This is a genomic window from Rhodococcus sp. 077-4 (genome assembly GCF_047782425.1).
Classification (GTDB): Bacteria; Actinomycetota; Actinomycetes; order Mycobacteriales; family Mycobacteriaceae; genus Rhodococcoides.
Genome location: NZ_JAJPWC010000001.1, coordinates 1,137,758 through 1,151,778, shown reverse-complemented (window position 1 = coordinate 1,151,778; position 14,021 = coordinate 1,137,758). Strand labels below are relative to the sequence as shown.

General features: G+C 65.0%; 14 protein-coding genes. 8 read left to right on the top strand and 6 right to left on the bottom strand.

The features are described 5' to 3' along the window. Nucleotides 1-7 precede the first annotated feature (7 nt). The gene (locus tag ACNEOT_RS05585; protein WP_415972806.1) at nucleotides 8-2,356 is read right to left on the bottom strand and encodes a DUF222 domain-containing protein; all 2,349 of its coding nucleotides are present in this window, start codon (nucleotides 2,354-2,356) and stop codon (nucleotides 8-10) included. Between the two features lie 142 nt (nucleotides 2,357-2,498). On the opposite strand from ACNEOT_RS05585, the gene ACNEOT_RS05580 reads away from it, so the two are divergent. Further along, complete coding sequence (locus ACNEOT_RS05580) at nucleotides 2,499-2,771, top strand: hypothetical protein (RefSeq protein ID WP_415972805.1); 273 nt, start codon at nucleotides 2,499-2,501, stop codon at nucleotides 2,769-2,771. Here the strand turns inward: ACNEOT_RS05580 and ACNEOT_RS05575 are convergent. Further along, entirely contained in the window at nucleotides 2,768-3,550 is a 783-nt protein-coding gene (locus ACNEOT_RS05575) for an IclR family transcriptional regulator (protein ID WP_415972803.1), read from the bottom strand. The genes ACNEOT_RS05580 and ACNEOT_RS05575 overlap by 4 nt on opposite strands. Nucleotides 3,551-3,693: 143 nt before the next feature. Here ACNEOT_RS05575 and ACNEOT_RS05570 point away from each other — a divergent pair, with 143 nt between their 5' ends. Together ACNEOT_RS05570 and ACNEOT_RS05565 are read left to right on the top strand one after the other, a co-directional pair. Then, complete coding sequence (locus ACNEOT_RS05570) at nucleotides 3,694-4,455, top strand: CoA transferase subunit A (RefSeq protein WP_415972801.1); 762 nt, start codon at nucleotides 3,694-3,696, stop codon at nucleotides 4,453-4,455. Further along, the gene (locus ACNEOT_RS05565; protein ID WP_415972799.1) at nucleotides 4,452-5,090 is read left to right on the top strand and encodes a 3-oxoacid CoA-transferase subunit B; all 639 of its coding nucleotides are present in this window, start codon (nucleotides 4,452-4,454) and stop codon (nucleotides 5,088-5,090) included. Before ACNEOT_RS05570 ends, ACNEOT_RS05565 begins: the two co-directional genes overlap by 4 nt. A gap of 55 nt (nucleotides 5,091-5,145) precedes the next feature. Here the strand turns inward: ACNEOT_RS05565 and ACNEOT_RS05560 are convergent, their stop codons facing one another. After that, nucleotides 5,146-5,994, bottom strand: a complete 849-nt coding sequence (locus tag ACNEOT_RS05560) for an aldo/keto reductase (protein WP_415972797.1) — start codon at nucleotides 5,992-5,994, stop codon at nucleotides 5,146-5,148. Nucleotides 5,995-6,048: 54 nt separating this feature from the next. Here ACNEOT_RS05560 and ACNEOT_RS05555 point away from each other — a divergent pair, with 54 nt between their 5' ends. The 5 genes from ACNEOT_RS05555 to ACNEOT_RS05535 all read left to right on the top strand — a co-directional run bounded on the left by ACNEOT_RS05555 (nucleotide 6,049) and on the right by ACNEOT_RS05535 (nucleotide 10,897). Continuing rightward, the gene (locus ACNEOT_RS05555) at nucleotides 6,049-7,722 is read left to right on the top strand and encodes a phospholipase D family protein (protein ID WP_415972795.1); all 1,674 of its coding nucleotides are present in this window, start codon (nucleotides 6,049-6,051) and stop codon (nucleotides 7,720-7,722) included. A gap of 115 nt (nucleotides 7,723-7,837) precedes the next feature. Beyond that, a complete protein-coding gene (locus ACNEOT_RS05550) occupies nucleotides 7,838-8,731 on the top strand; it encodes a 1-phosphofructokinase family hexose kinase (protein WP_415972793.1) in 894 nt (297 codons plus the stop codon). Next, on the top strand, nucleotides 8,728-9,477 hold the full coding sequence (gene surE, locus ACNEOT_RS05545; protein ID WP_415972791.1) for a 5'/3'-nucleotidase SurE: 750 nt from the start codon (nucleotides 8,728-8,730) through the stop codon (nucleotides 9,475-9,477). Before ACNEOT_RS05550 ends, surE begins: the two co-directional genes overlap by 4 nt. Before the next feature lie 90 nt (nucleotides 9,478-9,567). Further along, on the top strand, nucleotides 9,568-10,605 hold the full coding sequence (locus ACNEOT_RS05540) for a M4 family metallopeptidase (RefSeq protein WP_415972790.1): 1,038 nt from the start codon (nucleotides 9,568-9,570) through the stop codon (nucleotides 10,603-10,605). Between the two features lie 10 nt (nucleotides 10,606-10,615). Then, complete coding sequence (locus ACNEOT_RS05535; RefSeq protein WP_415972788.1) at nucleotides 10,616-10,897, top strand: protealysin inhibitor emfourin; 282 nt, start codon at nucleotides 10,616-10,618, stop codon at nucleotides 10,895-10,897. Between the two features lie 30 nt (nucleotides 10,898-10,927). On the opposite strand, the gene ACNEOT_RS05530 is transcribed toward ACNEOT_RS05535, so the two are convergent. The 3 genes from ACNEOT_RS05530 to ACNEOT_RS05520 are packed head-to-tail and all read right to left on the bottom strand — an operon-like array spanning nucleotide 10,928 to nucleotide 14,005. After that, nucleotides 10,928-11,641: an NADPH-dependent F420 reductase gene (locus tag ACNEOT_RS05530; RefSeq protein ID WP_415972786.1), complete on the bottom strand. Its 714-nt coding sequence runs from the start codon at nucleotides 11,639-11,641 to the stop codon at nucleotides 10,928-10,930. Beyond that, nucleotides 11,625-13,115, bottom strand: coding sequence for a flavin-containing monooxygenase (locus ACNEOT_RS05525; protein ID WP_415972784.1), 1,491 nt, complete (start codon nucleotides 13,113-13,115; stop codon nucleotides 11,625-11,627). Before ACNEOT_RS05525 ends, ACNEOT_RS05530 begins: the two co-directional genes overlap by 17 nt. 23 nt (nucleotides 13,116-13,138) lie before the next feature. After that, on the bottom strand, nucleotides 13,139-14,005 hold the full coding sequence (locus tag ACNEOT_RS05520; protein WP_415972782.1) for an SDR family oxidoreductase: 867 nt from the start codon (nucleotides 14,003-14,005) through the stop codon (nucleotides 13,139-13,141). Nucleotides 14,006-14,021 lie beyond the last annotated feature (16 nt).

Genomic DNA, 14,021 nt, shown 5'->3' with positions numbered 1-14,021 from the left:
GCTGCATCTAAAACGGCGGTGCTGTCGTGTCGTTTGTCTCGGGTTGTTCGGTGTCGGGTGGGTTGGGGTAGGCGATGATGCCGGATCGTCTCGGTTTTGTGGGGATGTGTGGTCTGAGGTCGTTGCCGAGGATGGGTGCGGCTGTTCCGTTGGCGGGCAGAGTGATTCGGGTGGTTTTCGAGGTGGAGGTCCATAGTAGTGCGCCGCCGGGGAGCATGGTGGCTGTCCAGTAGCCGGCGGTTTTCACCGAATGGTGGAACTCGCACAGGCATTGGAGGTTGTTGATGGTCGTCCAGCCTCCGCCGAGTGGGTTGGTGTGGTCGAAGGCGATGATGTGGTCGAGTTGGCAGCGTGCGGCGGGGCGGTGGCAGCCGGGGAAGCGGCAGTGCCTGTCGCGTTGCCGGACGGCGGTGGTGGTGAGGGTGTCGGGTCGGTAGATGAGGGCGCGGTCGGTCAGTGGGTCGCGGGGTACGGATTTTCCGAGGGTGGGGTCGGCGGCGATGGCTGCTTCGAGGGCGGCGGTGAGGGATGCGTTGCCGAGGTAGAGGCCGGCGGGTGCGTGGATGGTTCGGTTGTTCGGCTGGATTGTCGAGCGTAGGTCGAGTGCCCTCATGTTGCGGGCGGGATGTCTGATGTCGGTCAGGTCGAGGGCAGAGCTGTGCCGTGTGCCACGGCCGAGTGGGGTGTGGGTGCAGAACAGAGCTGCAGCAGAGGTCAACGACTGAGTTCGTCGTCGGTGTTCCTCCCCGCTGGGTTCTGCCGTCCCGTCGGTACCTGGGGCGGGTTGCGGTGCTGCTCCGACCGGGTTCGGGTTCGGCTCCGGTGGTGTTTTCTTTCGCGGTTCGGGCGGAGGAACAGACGCAGTGTGTGTTCCCCGCGCGGAGTCTGTTGCAGGTGCTGGTCCACTCGACGGTGTCGGCGATCCTGTACTCGATCGTTCGGGTTGTTCTGCAGCAAAGTGTATTTGGCGTGGATCGGACGCTCGGCTCAGATCTGCTGGCGGACCGGATGCTCCCACCGGGCCTCGGGGTGATGCTGCATGCGGCGACGCTGAATTGGAGCCATGGCCGGGATCAGCTCCCCGGCCGGGGGTAGGTTTCGGTACCGTCGCCGGCGATGGTGCAGTGGTCGATTCGGTGTCGGTGCGGTTGGCGGGCTCACACGGAGGGTCCGTGCCCGGCACAGTAGCGGTGTCGGTGTCGGGGTCGGTATCGATGGAAGTCCCAGTGGCTATGCCAGATTCGGTCCTGGTCTCCGACGCCGGTTCGGTGTCAGTGCTTGCGCCGGGCTCTGTCTCGTTTGCAGCGGTGCCGGTGTCCGTCGCTGAATTCGCTGCGGCTGCGGCTGCCGGTGCTGCTTCTGCGGCAGGCTCAGTTTCCGCGTTCGGTGACGCTATGTCCTTGTCGTTCGTCGGGGTTCGTTCCCAGTCACCTGTTTCTGGGTTCTGCTGGGCGAGGCCGAGGGATTCGGCGAGGGTCACGGCGTCGGTGAGCAGGATCTGCCACTGACTGGTGCGGGCCAACTCCCGCGCCAACTCCGGATCGATGGACCCGTGACCGGCCAGATACGCCGGGTTCGCGAGTAATCCGATGAGGGTGGCGATGTCGACGGTGATCATCGTCAGCGGCACCCGCCGATCCGGCAACACCGCACCCGCATCCTTTTTCGGGCATGTGGGGCGCTGGCATTGGCACACCAGCCGTGATTCGCCGTGCATGCGGGCCATGAACGCATCGCAGAGCCGTTCCTTCTTCCCGCGCGGGTCTTTCGGGCAGAGGGTGTCGGCCATTTCTTCGAGAAGCTGCCATGCGGCAGCAGCTTCGGGGGCGGTCAACTCGGCTCGGATGCGGGCGAGCTCACCGGCGGAACTAAAGGTGACGGTCCGAAATTTCTTCGCGAACTCCCGCAATGCTGCTGCTTCCTCGGGTGCCACACGAACCAGAATCTCCCAGATCGCGTTCTCCAAAGGCCCGGGCGAATTCTGGCGGGCGGCGTCGACGACCTCGGCTTCGACGCGTGCGACGAGGTCGTCGGAGAGATTGTCGAGGATCCGGCAGGCCGTCCGGACTCGGGCGAGGTCGATCTCACCGGCGGAGAACGCGGCCCGCAACAGCGGGAGCCGGGTGTGCAGGGCGACGGCGATCGAGACATACGATTCGGCAACCGTCGCCGAGCACCCCAACGCCAACGCCATTTCGGTGCGCCCGTAGCGGCTGTAGTGCTTGTGCTTGATATCGCGGGTGATCCAGGTGCGGTGGACGTCGTAGCAGGCAGCAATCTTGCGTGCGGCGTGCCGGTTCTCGTCTCGTGCGGCAGCGGTCAACGCCGCCAACGACACTGCTGGTGCTGCACTCATTCTCCACCCCCCGGTGAACCCCGATACCGAACATGCGTTCGAGCTGAAAGAAGAGTATCCCGACCCACCGACAAGAACTTCACAAGCCGCCCAACGGCCACTTGACCTGCCGTTATTCGATGATGGATCTACACTTCACCTCATGACCGAATCGAATTCCACGGCATCGGAATTGCGTGACTTGCGCGCACGCGCGGCCCGCGGCGATCAGGATGCCGTCGACGAGTTGGTAGAACTCGCAGGCTCTCGGAACGACCTCGACGAACTACGTACTTTCGCCGATGCCGGCAGCAGCGATGCCGTCGACATTCTTGTCGAATTGGCCGGTGAACGTGGCGACCGCACCGAGTTGCGGAGGTTGGCCACCGCAGGCAGTCAGGACGCCGCGGATATTCTCGAAGAACTCGACAGCTAGTCGAGGCCGGGACGCTCGCCCAATTGCACGGTGAGTCGGTGCGCCGCGTCGAGCAGCAGCTTGCCCAGCTCTCGGCGTCGATCGTCCCGAAATCGCGTCTCTACCCCGGTCAGGCTCAGCGCCCATGCAGGCCCTCCGGCACGGTCGAACACAGCCGCACCGAGGCCCCAACTGCCCTCCACGAGCAATCCCGGGTTGACGGCGAATCCTGTTGTCCGAGTGAGTCCGACGCGATGCCGGATCGCCGCCTCCGAATGATCCGGGCCCCACTCGGGCACCAGGTCGACTCCGTCGAGGTACTGGTCGACTTCCCGATCGGGCAGGTGCGAAAGAATGGCCAGACCGGCGGACGCGACCCCGAGCGGCAGCCGAATGCCCTCGTACAACACATGCGAGCGCAGCGGAAAGCTCCCTTCCACCCGAAGCAAGCAGACGGTCTCCGCTCCTCGCCGGGCCGAGAGGAATGCGCTCTCCCCGCTCTCGGTCGCCAACGCCTGCACTACTTTTCGAGCTTGATCCGTGATGTCGTACCGCAGAGCCGCCATCGACCCGAGTAGGTAGATCTCCGGACCCAACGACCAGCGGCCGGACGCAGAGTCGCGGTCGACGAAGCCTTCCTCGGCCAGCGACGACAGCAGCCGATGCGCGGTCGGTCGTGCAATGTCGGCCGTCCGTGCGAGCGCCGTGGTCGAGGCACCCGACGGCTCCGCGCCTCCCGCTGCCCGCAGCAACGAGCAGATCTTCCCGATCACACTTGCATTGGCATCCGGTGACGTCACCGCGCCATACTACGTCCGCTCAGCGGACGCCAAGCCCCCAAGCGTTCATCGAACGAGCAAAAGCCCGCATTCACTTCACCGGAAACCACAGCTCAGGTTCACTGAGGCGAACGTTTGCTCAACGAACACATCAGGAGCTGGAAGTGACAGGAAAGATTTACGCGTCGGCCGCCGACGCGGTCGCGGACATCGGCAGAGGAGCGACCATCGCAGTAGGCGGCTTCGGTCTGTGCGGCGTCCCCGACGCCCTCGTCGAGGCCATTGCGAACACCGATGCGACCGAGCTCGAAGTGTTTTCCAACAACTGCGGCGTCGACGGCTATGGACTCGGAATCTTGTTGGCTGCCGGACGGATTCGCCGCGTCACCGCCTCGTACGTCGGTGAGAACAAGGAATTCGCCCGGCAGTATCTCGCCGGGGAGCTCGAGGTCGAGCTCACTCCGCAGGGCACCCTGGCCGAGCGACTCCGCGCGGGCGGCACCGGAATTCCCGCGTTCTTCACCCCCGCAGGAGTCGGCAGCCCCATCGCCGACGGCGGAATGCCTTGGCGCTACAACGCCGACGGATCCGTCTCGATCGCGTCGCCGCCCAAAGAGACACGGGTGTTCGGCGACAAGCGGTACGTGCTGGAGGAGGCGATCAACGCGGACTTTGCTCTGGTGCACGCCGAGATCGGCGATACCGCAGGGAATCTCGTGTTCGACAAGACTGCGATGAACTTCAATCCCCTCGCTGCGATGGCAGGCAAGACCACCATCGCGCAGGTCGAGAATCTCGTGGAGCCGGGCGAGATCGATCCCGCCCACGTACATCTTCCCGGAGTGTTCGTCCAACGCGTCGTGCACACCGGGCCACAGGACAAGCGCATCGAAAAGCGCACCGTCACTTCAGGAGTTCGAGCATGAACACAGGGTGGACCCGCGAGCAGATGGCCGAACGAGCCGCAGCGGAGATGGTCGACGGCGAGTACGTCAACCTCGGCATCGGCCTGCCGACGTTGATCCCGGGTTACCTGACCGACGCGGTCAAGGTCACCCTGCACTCCGAGAACGGCATCCTCGGCACCGGGCCGTACCCCACCGAGGACGAAGTCGACGCCAATCTCATCAACGCGGGCAAAGAGACGGTCACCGTCAATCTCGGTGCCGCGTACTTCGATTCGTCACTGAGCTTCGGCATGATCCGCGGCGGGCACATCGACACCGCCGTACTGGGCGGCATGCAGGTCTCACGCACCGGCGACCTCGCCAACTGGATGGTTCCGGGCAAGATGGTCAAGGGCATGGGCGGTGCGATGGACCTCGTGCACGGTGCGCGACGCGTCATCGTCGTCATGGAGCACACCGACCGCGATGGCAATCCGAAGATCCTCGACGCCTGCACCCTTCCGTTGACCGGACAAGGCGTCGTGAATCGCGTCATCACCAACCTCGCTGTCATCGACGTGGTGGGTGACGGGACACTGGCCCTGGTCGAACTCGCACCAGGCGTGACCACCGAAGAGGTCACCGCCGCAACGGGATCGGCGTTGAAGACCTGACACAAGACAGTGGGCTCGAACGCCGCGATCACGTTCGAGCCCACTGTCGGACGTGTCAGTCCGGGATCATGTCGAAGGTGTCCGGATCGGGTCCGGTACGTCCTTCCTCACCCTTGTCGAGCGCGGTGATCGCCTCGACGTCGGCGGAGCCGAGCTCGAAGTCGAAGATCTCGAAGTTGGCCTTGACGCGCTCGGGCGTCACCGACTTCGGGAAGATGATGTTGCCGCGCTGGATGTGCCACCGCAGCACAACCTGAGCGACGGATTTGCCTGCCGCGTCGGCGATTCGCTGCAGTTCCGGGTCTTCGAGAACATTGCCCTGGGCGATCGGCGACCACGCCTCGGTGGGAATGGCGTGCTCGCGGCCGTAGGCCCACACCTCGTTGTTGACGAAATACGGGTGCACCTCGATCTGATTGACGGCAGGAACGGTGTCCGTTTCCTCTGCCAACCGATCCAGGTGGGCAGGCTGGAAGTTGGACACGCCGATATTGCGGGCGCGACCGTCGGCTGCGAACTCCTCCAACGTCTTCCACGTGGACACGAAGTCGCCGTCGTAGCGGGTCGGTAGAGGCCAGTGGATCAGAAAGAGATCCACGTAGTCGGTGCCGAGATCGGTCAGAGTCTTCTCGAACGCCTTGCGCGCATCGTCCGGCCGATGAAAGCCGTTGTTGAGCTTGCTGGTGACGAACACCGATTCGCGATCGATGCCGGAGTTGCGGATACCGTCGCCGACCTGCTTCTCGTTGCCGTACATCTCGGCGGTGTCGATGTGGCGGTAGCCGATCTCGAGGGCCGTTTCGACAGCTTTGGCCGTCTCCTCGGGGTCGATCTGGAACACGCCGAAGCCGAGCTGCGGGATCTGCTTGCCGTTTCTGAGCGTGACGTTGGGTACCTGAGTCATATCGCTCGGGTGCCCGCCCTCCCGGCGCTTCAAACCGGGTGAAATGATGCGAGCGTGATAGTGCAGCGCATCCGGCGCGTCGTCGACGGAGTTGCCGAGAAGTTCGGCCGGTCCACCTCTGCTCTGATAGCTCCCGAGCGTCGTTTCGACCCAGCGCACCCGTGGTTCCTCACCGCACCCGAACGGGGCAACGACGACACCCGAATCGCCGCCTGGACCGAGGGCAACCGCGTCGAGAATCTCGTCCACGGCAGGACGTATTTCGCAGCGCTGGCGCAGGCTCTCGCGCGAACCGAGCACGACGATCTGGTGCTCTTCACCGATTGGCGCGGCGACCCGGAACAGCTGCTCACCGACGACGGCGTGACCGTCGAGGATGCGCTCGCAGGTGTCGCGCACCGCGGTGGCGTCGTGAAGGGCATGGTGTGGCGCTCGCACATGGACACGCTCGGTTTCACCGGCCCGAAGAACCGTAAGCTCGCGCTGCGGCTCGAGGAGGCCGGCGGCGAGGTGATTCTCGACCAGCGCGTGCTGACGCTCGGTAGCCACCACCAGAAGTTCGTCGTCGTGCGGTACCGCAACCAGGATCTCGTGGACGTCGCGTTCGTCGGTGGTATCGATCTGGCGCGTGCCCGACGCGACGACGCGGATCATTTCGGCGATCCGGTCTCGCGTCCGTTCCCTCCCGAGTACGGCGAGATCCCGGCCTGGCACGACGTACAGGTGCAACTCGAAGGCCCGGCGGTGCGGGACGTCGAGGACGTGTTCCGCGAGCGTTGGGAGGATCCCGCTGCTCTCTCCCGCCTACCCTGGCATGCAATACCCGACATGCTGCGCGGAGTGACACGCGAGCCGTCGGAACTGCCGCCCGCCGCTGCACCACCGTCGCCGCAGGGCACGTGCTCGGTGCAACTGCTGCGCACCTACCCACGCCGACGCCCGGCATACCCGTTCGCCACCAAGGGCGAGCGCAGCGCGGCGCGCGCGTACGCCAAAGCCCTCGACCGAGCCTCCGAGTTGATCTACATCGAGGACCAGTACCTGTGGTCGGTCGACGTGGCGCGGGTCTTTGCGGCGGCGTTGCGGCGCAAGCCGAACCTGCGACTGGTGGTGGTGGTTCCCAAGCACCTCGACGACGACAGTGCGCTCACCATTCCGTCTGCGCTGCTGGGCCATTCGGCCGCTCTCGGCGTCATCCGCGCCGCCGGCGGCGATCGCGTGTTGGTTCTGGACATCGAAAACGACCGTGGCATACCGGTGTACGTGCACTCGAAGGTATGCATCATGGACGACGTCTGGGCAGCAGTGGGCTCGGACAACTTCAATCGCCGCTCCTGGACTCATGATTCGGAGTTGACGGCCGCCATCATCGACTCCGAACGTGACCCCCGCGACCCGCGAGATCCCGCGGGTCTGGGAGACGGTGCCCGAACCCACGCCCGCAACCTGCGCCTGGAACTGATTCGCGAGCACCTCGGCCGCGCCGACGGCGACGACGCCGACCTGATCGATCCCCAGCAGTTCTTCGACGCCATCTCGGCCAGCGCAACCGCGCTCGACAACTGGCACCGCAACCCGTCCTCGGGCCCGCGACCTGTCGGCCGCCTGCGCAGACACGAGATCACCGTGCCTCCGCTCTGGCAACAGCGACTCTCCGCATTCGCCTACCGACTGCTCGTCGACCCCGACGGCCGCCCGATCGGAATGCGCCTGCGTCGTCGGTTCTGAGCCGATTTTTCCGATATGCCCGTTTCGGACCTGACATTTCGGGCATGCACAGACGGTGGCTTCCTCATCCAGTGAACTCAGCGCCCTTGTCTTCGCCCCCTCACCCTTGCTGACAGTGACCCTCGACAAAGCCCCCAACGGCAACACCGAACTGCACGTGCACGCAGGCGGTCAGGGCCACTGGATTGCCCGGATGGCAGCAGTGCTGGGTCTGGACGTGACGCTGACCGGAGTGTTCGGCGGCGAAATAGGGGACGTCCTGCGCGATCTCATCGAGCGCGAAGGAATCTCGGTCGTGTCCGTCGACATCGGCCAGGAGAGCGGGTCCTATGTGCACGATCGTCGCAGCGGCGAGCGCGAGATCATCGCCACCGTCGACCCGCCGCCGCTGGCCCGGCACGCCCTCGACGATCTGTTCAGCGCCACCCTTGCCGCCGGTGCCCGCACCGACGTCGCCATTCTCGGCGGCCCGCACGAAGACGACATCGTTCCGCCCGAGGTGTACGAGCGGCTCTGCGCAGACCTGACCGCCCTGGGCAAGACCGTGGTGGCCGACCTGTCGGGCCCGACCATGCTGGCCGCGCTCGCCGGCGGACTCACGGTGCTCAAGGTCAGTCACGAGGACCTCATCGCCGACGGCAGGACCGAGTCCGAGGACCCCGAGCACCTCATCGACTCGATGCGACAGATGCACGACGACGGCGCGGAGGTCGTCGTGATCTCGCGCGCAGGAGATCCTGCCCTGGCTCTGGTGGACGGTGATGTTCTCGAGATCGTCACGCCCGGGCTGCGCATGGTCGATCACCACGGAGCAGGCGATTCGATGAGCGCCGGCATCGCGGCCGGGCTCGCCCAGGGGTTGTCGGTCCCCGAGGCGTTGCGTCTCGGTGGTGGGGCGGGTACGGCCAACGTCACGCGCCGCGGCCTCGGTAGCGGGCGACGCGACCTGGTTCTCGGCCTCACCGAGTCGGTCGAGGTACGTCCGTACAAGAAGGCAGGCAAGAAGTGAGGGCTCTGATCACCAATGACGACGGCGTGTTCAGCGAGGGAATCGCCCTGCTCGCGCGGGTGGCCGTCGAGGCAGGTCTCGACGTCGTCGTCGCCGCACCGCACGAGGAGCGCAGCGGGGCCAGTGCGTCGCTGACCGGCATGGGCGTCGACGATCATCTCGGACTCGAGTCCGTCGCTCTCGACGGCCTGCCCGATGTTCCGGTGTACGCGGTGCACGCATCACCCGCGCTCATTGCCTTCGTCGCCACCCGCGGAGCTTTCGGCGACCCGCCGGATCTGGTGCTGTCCGGGATCAACCATGGCCCCAACACCGGTGCGGCCGTGCTGCATTCGGGCACCGTCGGTGCCGCACTGACGGCGCTGACGCATCGGGTTCCCGCGATGGCGCTGTCGTCGATCGCCCCGGAGCCGACACATTGGGCGACGGCCGAGCACGTGGCCCGCATCGCGGTGACGTGGATGATGGTGCACAGCCCGTCCGACGCCGTCGTCAACGTCAACATCCCGGACGTTCCGCTCAAGGAGTTGGCGGGAATCGTGCCGGCCTCCTTGGCCCGCTACGGGGCGGTACAGGCCGAAATAGGTGATCGTGGAGAGGATTTCGTCACCGTACGCTTCGACGAGATCCAAGCCGAGGACGACGATTCCGACGCCTCCCTGTTGGCCCGGAACTGGGCGACCGTCACCGCACTGCGTCCCCCGAGCGAGGTGGACGGAGTCGATCTGTCGACGATCGGCGAGTGAGCTCTCCGCTACCGAACGAGAATTGTCGGTGCCCTCGGGCACACTGGGATGCATCACCGCACATGCCACGGACCTAGGGGGTCACCGCGTATGACGTTCCATTCTGTAGTTCCACCGTTTCTGCTCGAGCGGCTGCAGGGTCCTGGTGCTCGCGCCACACTGCTCGCCGATCGTGAGATGCGTGCCGGACGCGAAGTGGTGCAGGCGCGTACCGCCATCGCCCCGCGCACCGGTGGCACGCTCGAGCGCACGATTTCCGATGCCAAGTCCACTCGCGATCTGCCCGGTCAGCAGGTGCGGGCCGAGGGTGAGGATCCCACCGGCGATGCCGCGACAGATGAGGCGTACGACGGCCTCGGGGCCACGTATGCGTTCTTCGACGAGGTCTACGGCTACTCGAGTCTCGACGGCAGCGGCCTGCCCCTCGACGCGACGGTTCACTACGGCCAGGACTACGACAATGCGTTCTGGGACGGCTCGCGCATGGTGTTCGGCGACGGTGACGGCGAAGTGTTCGGTCGGTTCACCGTCTCGCTCGGCGTCGTTGCGCACGAGCTCGCACACGGGTTCACGCAGTACACCACCCCGCTCGAATACAAGGATCAGGCCGGGGCGCTGAACGAGTCGATCTCCGACGTCTTCGGCGCGTTGGTCGAGCAGTACACAGCGAAGCAGAACGCCGAGGATGCGTCGTGGCTGATCGGCGAAGGCCTGTTCCTGCCTGCGGTCCAGGGCAAGGCATTGCGCTCACTGCTCGAGCCCGGCACTGCATACGACGACGACGTTCTGGGCAAGGACCCGCAGCCGGCGAGCATGGACGATTTCGTGGTCACCACGGAGGACGACGGCGGCGTGCACATCAATTCGGGAATCCCCAACCGCGCCTTCGCCGTTGCGGCAACCACATTGGGTGGTCCGGCGTGGGATCGCATCGGGCGGGTGTGGTTCGACACGATGACCGTCGGCGGACTGGCACCGACGGTCGATTTCGCCGGATTCTCGGCCGCGACGCTCGCCGCGGCGGCAAAACGATTCGGTGCCGACTCCGACGTTGCCAGGGCCGTGGCCACAGGTTGGTCTACCGTGGGAGTTCAGTCAACACGGAAGCCGAGCGACGATCGGGTGTGATCGAGGGCAGATGAGCCTGCGCATCGAGGTACTGCGAACCGGTGGCATCGCCGGGATGTCCAAACGTGGAGTCGTCGAGACCGACGAGCCGGAATGGCAGTCGTTGGTCGAGGCCGCGCGCCCGTACCTCGCCGATCAGCAAGCCGCCGAAGCTGCCGAGTCGGACGCCCGGGACACCTTCGTCTGGAGCGTGTCGGTGGGCGAGCACTCGTGCCGCGTCGGGGATTCGAATCTGACCGGACCGCTACGCGACCTCGCGGAGCGCACGCTCCGCGAAGGCCGCGCCAGGTAGCTGCCGCGTCGGGTGGAACCAGCGGTCGGCTCAGGCCTTCCACTCCGCGGTGCGTGCAGCCGTCGCCTCACCCAATGCCTTCACCGTGTCGTCGACTCCGAAGTCCTTGCCGTACACGGGCGTTCCCGGTTGCTGACGCCAGGACTCGGCGAGTGTTCCGCCGTCGACCGGGTCGAATCCGAGCTCGTCGATCACCGAGAACACCAGCTTCTTCGAGTCGTCGTCGTCGCCGGCGATGGGTAGGGCAATTCGCCCCTCGGTTCCGGCCGGCACACCCTTCTCGAGCAGGTGCTTGTACCAAATACCGTTGAACGCCTTGATCACCGGCTCACCGAGCTGCTGGGACACCCACACACTTTCGGGCGTCCCACCCTCGATGTCCTCGATCAACCCGTCGCGCTGCTGCGGGTAGTAGTTGTTGGTCTCGATGATCGGGGCTCCGGGCTTGCGAGCGCCGGCGATGCCCGGGGCCAGATCGGGAACGTTCTTCTGCGGAATGCTCAGCACCACCAGGTCCGCGTCGGCCGCCGCGTCGGCCGCCCACACGGCCGTCGCCCCGGTTTCTGCAGCCAGATCTGCCAGGGTCTCCGGGTCGCGAGAATTCGAGAACCGAATCTCGTGACCGAGCGCTGCCCAACGACGGACGAGGGTGCCGCCGATCAGTCCACTACCGATGATTCCAATTTTCATGTCCGGAACAAACGATCCACGATCGGATCTATTCCCGTCAGGATCCGACTGCAACCTTCGATCGGGGGCGGCCGAACTTCATCGCCTTGTCCACCAGCTTGCCGTACCGCAGAACGGGCAGGTCACGGAAGTAGTTCATCCGTAGCTTCCATGGAGTTTCGCTGCCCTGCCTCGGGAAGTTGTCGACGGCCCGGAGCACGTAGCCGGCTGCGAAGTCGAGGAACGGTTCTTCGTCCACGGACGGATCGCGTTCGAGCTCGACGGTGCTGTACCCGTTCCGGTCCATGTGGGCAAGCAATCGCATGACGTAGTTCGAGACCATGTCGGCCTTGAGTGTCCACGACGCATTGGTGTATCCGACCACGAAGGCGAAGTTGGGGATGCCGGTGAGCATCATGCCCTTGTACGCCATGGTGCTGGGCAGATCCACGTCTTCGCCGTCGACACGGAAGGTGGCACCGCCCAACGCGCTGAGGTTCAATCCCGTTGCAGTGACCACGATATCGGCGTCGAGGTGCTTGCCGGACTTCAGCTTCAAGCCCGTCTCGGTGAAGCTGTCGATGTGATCGGTGACGATCGAAACTTCGTCCTTGCGAATCGAACGGAACAGATCGTTGTCGGGTACCAGGCACAGCCGCTGGTCCCACGGGTTGTAGGACGGGGTGAAGTGGGTGTCGAGGTCGTATCCCTTCGGCAGCCATCCCTCCTGCATCGTCCGGATCCGCTTCTTCATGAATTCCGGGTACTTCTGGCTCAAGGTGTAGATCAACATCGCCATCGACACATTCTTGAGCCGAGTCACGCTGTACGCCAGCTTCTTCGGTAGTCGCTTCCGCAGGGTCTGCGCGATCGGGTCCTTCGACGGCAGGGACAGAATGTAACTGGGCGAGCGCTGCAGCAGAGTCACATGCTCGGCGTCCTGGGCCAGGTTGGGCGCCAACGTGATTGCTGTTGCACCACTACCGATCACGACGATCTTCTTGCCGGAGTAGTCCAGATCCTCGGGCCAGTGCTGCGGGTGGATCACCTGCCCCCCGAAATTCTCCTGACCGGCGAACTCCGGGCTGAAGCCCTTGTCGTAGTCGTAGTAACCGCTGCACGAGAACACGAACGACGCGGTGATCGTGACTGTCTCGTTCGTATCGCTGCGCTGCGCCGTGACCGTCCAGAACTGCTGTTCGCTGGACCATTCGAGGGCAACGACCTTGTGGTGGTACCGAATGTGCTTGTCCACACCTGCTTCTCGGGCAGTTTCGACGATGTAGTTGCGGATGTCGGTGCCGTCTGCGATGGACTTCTCCCCCATCCACGGCTTGAAGCTGTACCCGAGCGTGTACATGTCGGAATCGGAGCGAATACCGGGGTAGCGGAACAGATCCCACGTGCCACCGATGGCACCGCGGCTCTCCAGAATGGTGTACGTCTTTCCCGGCAGATCGTGCCCGAGGTGACGCGCGGCTCCGATTCCGGACAGGCCGGCCCCGATGATGAGTACATCGACCTCGGGAGTAGTCAGTACGGCAGTCATGTCAACGATTCCTCCGGTGGGGGTCAGCTGGTCTTGTTGCGAGCGCTCTCGGACCTACCGAGGCGAGCTACTTCTTCGTCCATCTTGGGCAGGATGGTCGGCACGTGCTCGAGCATGCTTCGATCACCGACGCGCGAGGTGATGACGGCCTTGAACCAGGACGCCGCACCCACCCAGCGCGGTACGTACACGCGACGCTTGCGCTTGGCCAGGCCGTCGACGAACGCGTCGACGCACTGCTCGACGGTCATCGTCTTGCCGAGCGGGCCGGGCAGCACCGCCAGCAGATCCTGGAATGCCGTGAGATCGGATTTGGCGTCCTGCACCATCGGTGTGTCGATCCAGGCCATGTGGGCCGAGCCGACGTCGACTCCTCGGTAGTTCACTTCCAGCCGCAGCGCATTCGCGAAGTGTTCTGCTGCGGCCTTGCTGGCGTTGTATGCCGCCAGGCCGGGGCACGGGGTGAATGCTGCCAACGACGAGACGACGAGGATGTAGCCGTTGCGTTCGATGAGCGACGGCAACGCGGCGCGGACGGTGTTGAACACGCCCATGACGTTGATGTCCATGACCCGCTGGAACGTGGCCGGGTCCACCTGCATGATCGATCCGTAGCTCGCGATCCCGGCGTTGGCGAGCACCAGGTCGATACCTCCGTAGGCCGCGATACCGCCGTCGACGGCGCGCTGCATGTCGTCCAGACTTCGGACGTCGGCGACGAACGCCTCGGCCTTCAGCTGCGTCGCTAACTCTCGCAGCGGGGCCTCGTCGACGTCGACGAGAACCAGCCGTGCACCGCGGCCCGCCAGCGCCCGAGCCGTCTCGGCACCGATTCCCCGTGCTGCTCCGGTGATCAGAACGACCTTGTTCCGTAGCGTCGACGCCGCCATGTACTCCCCCTCGATC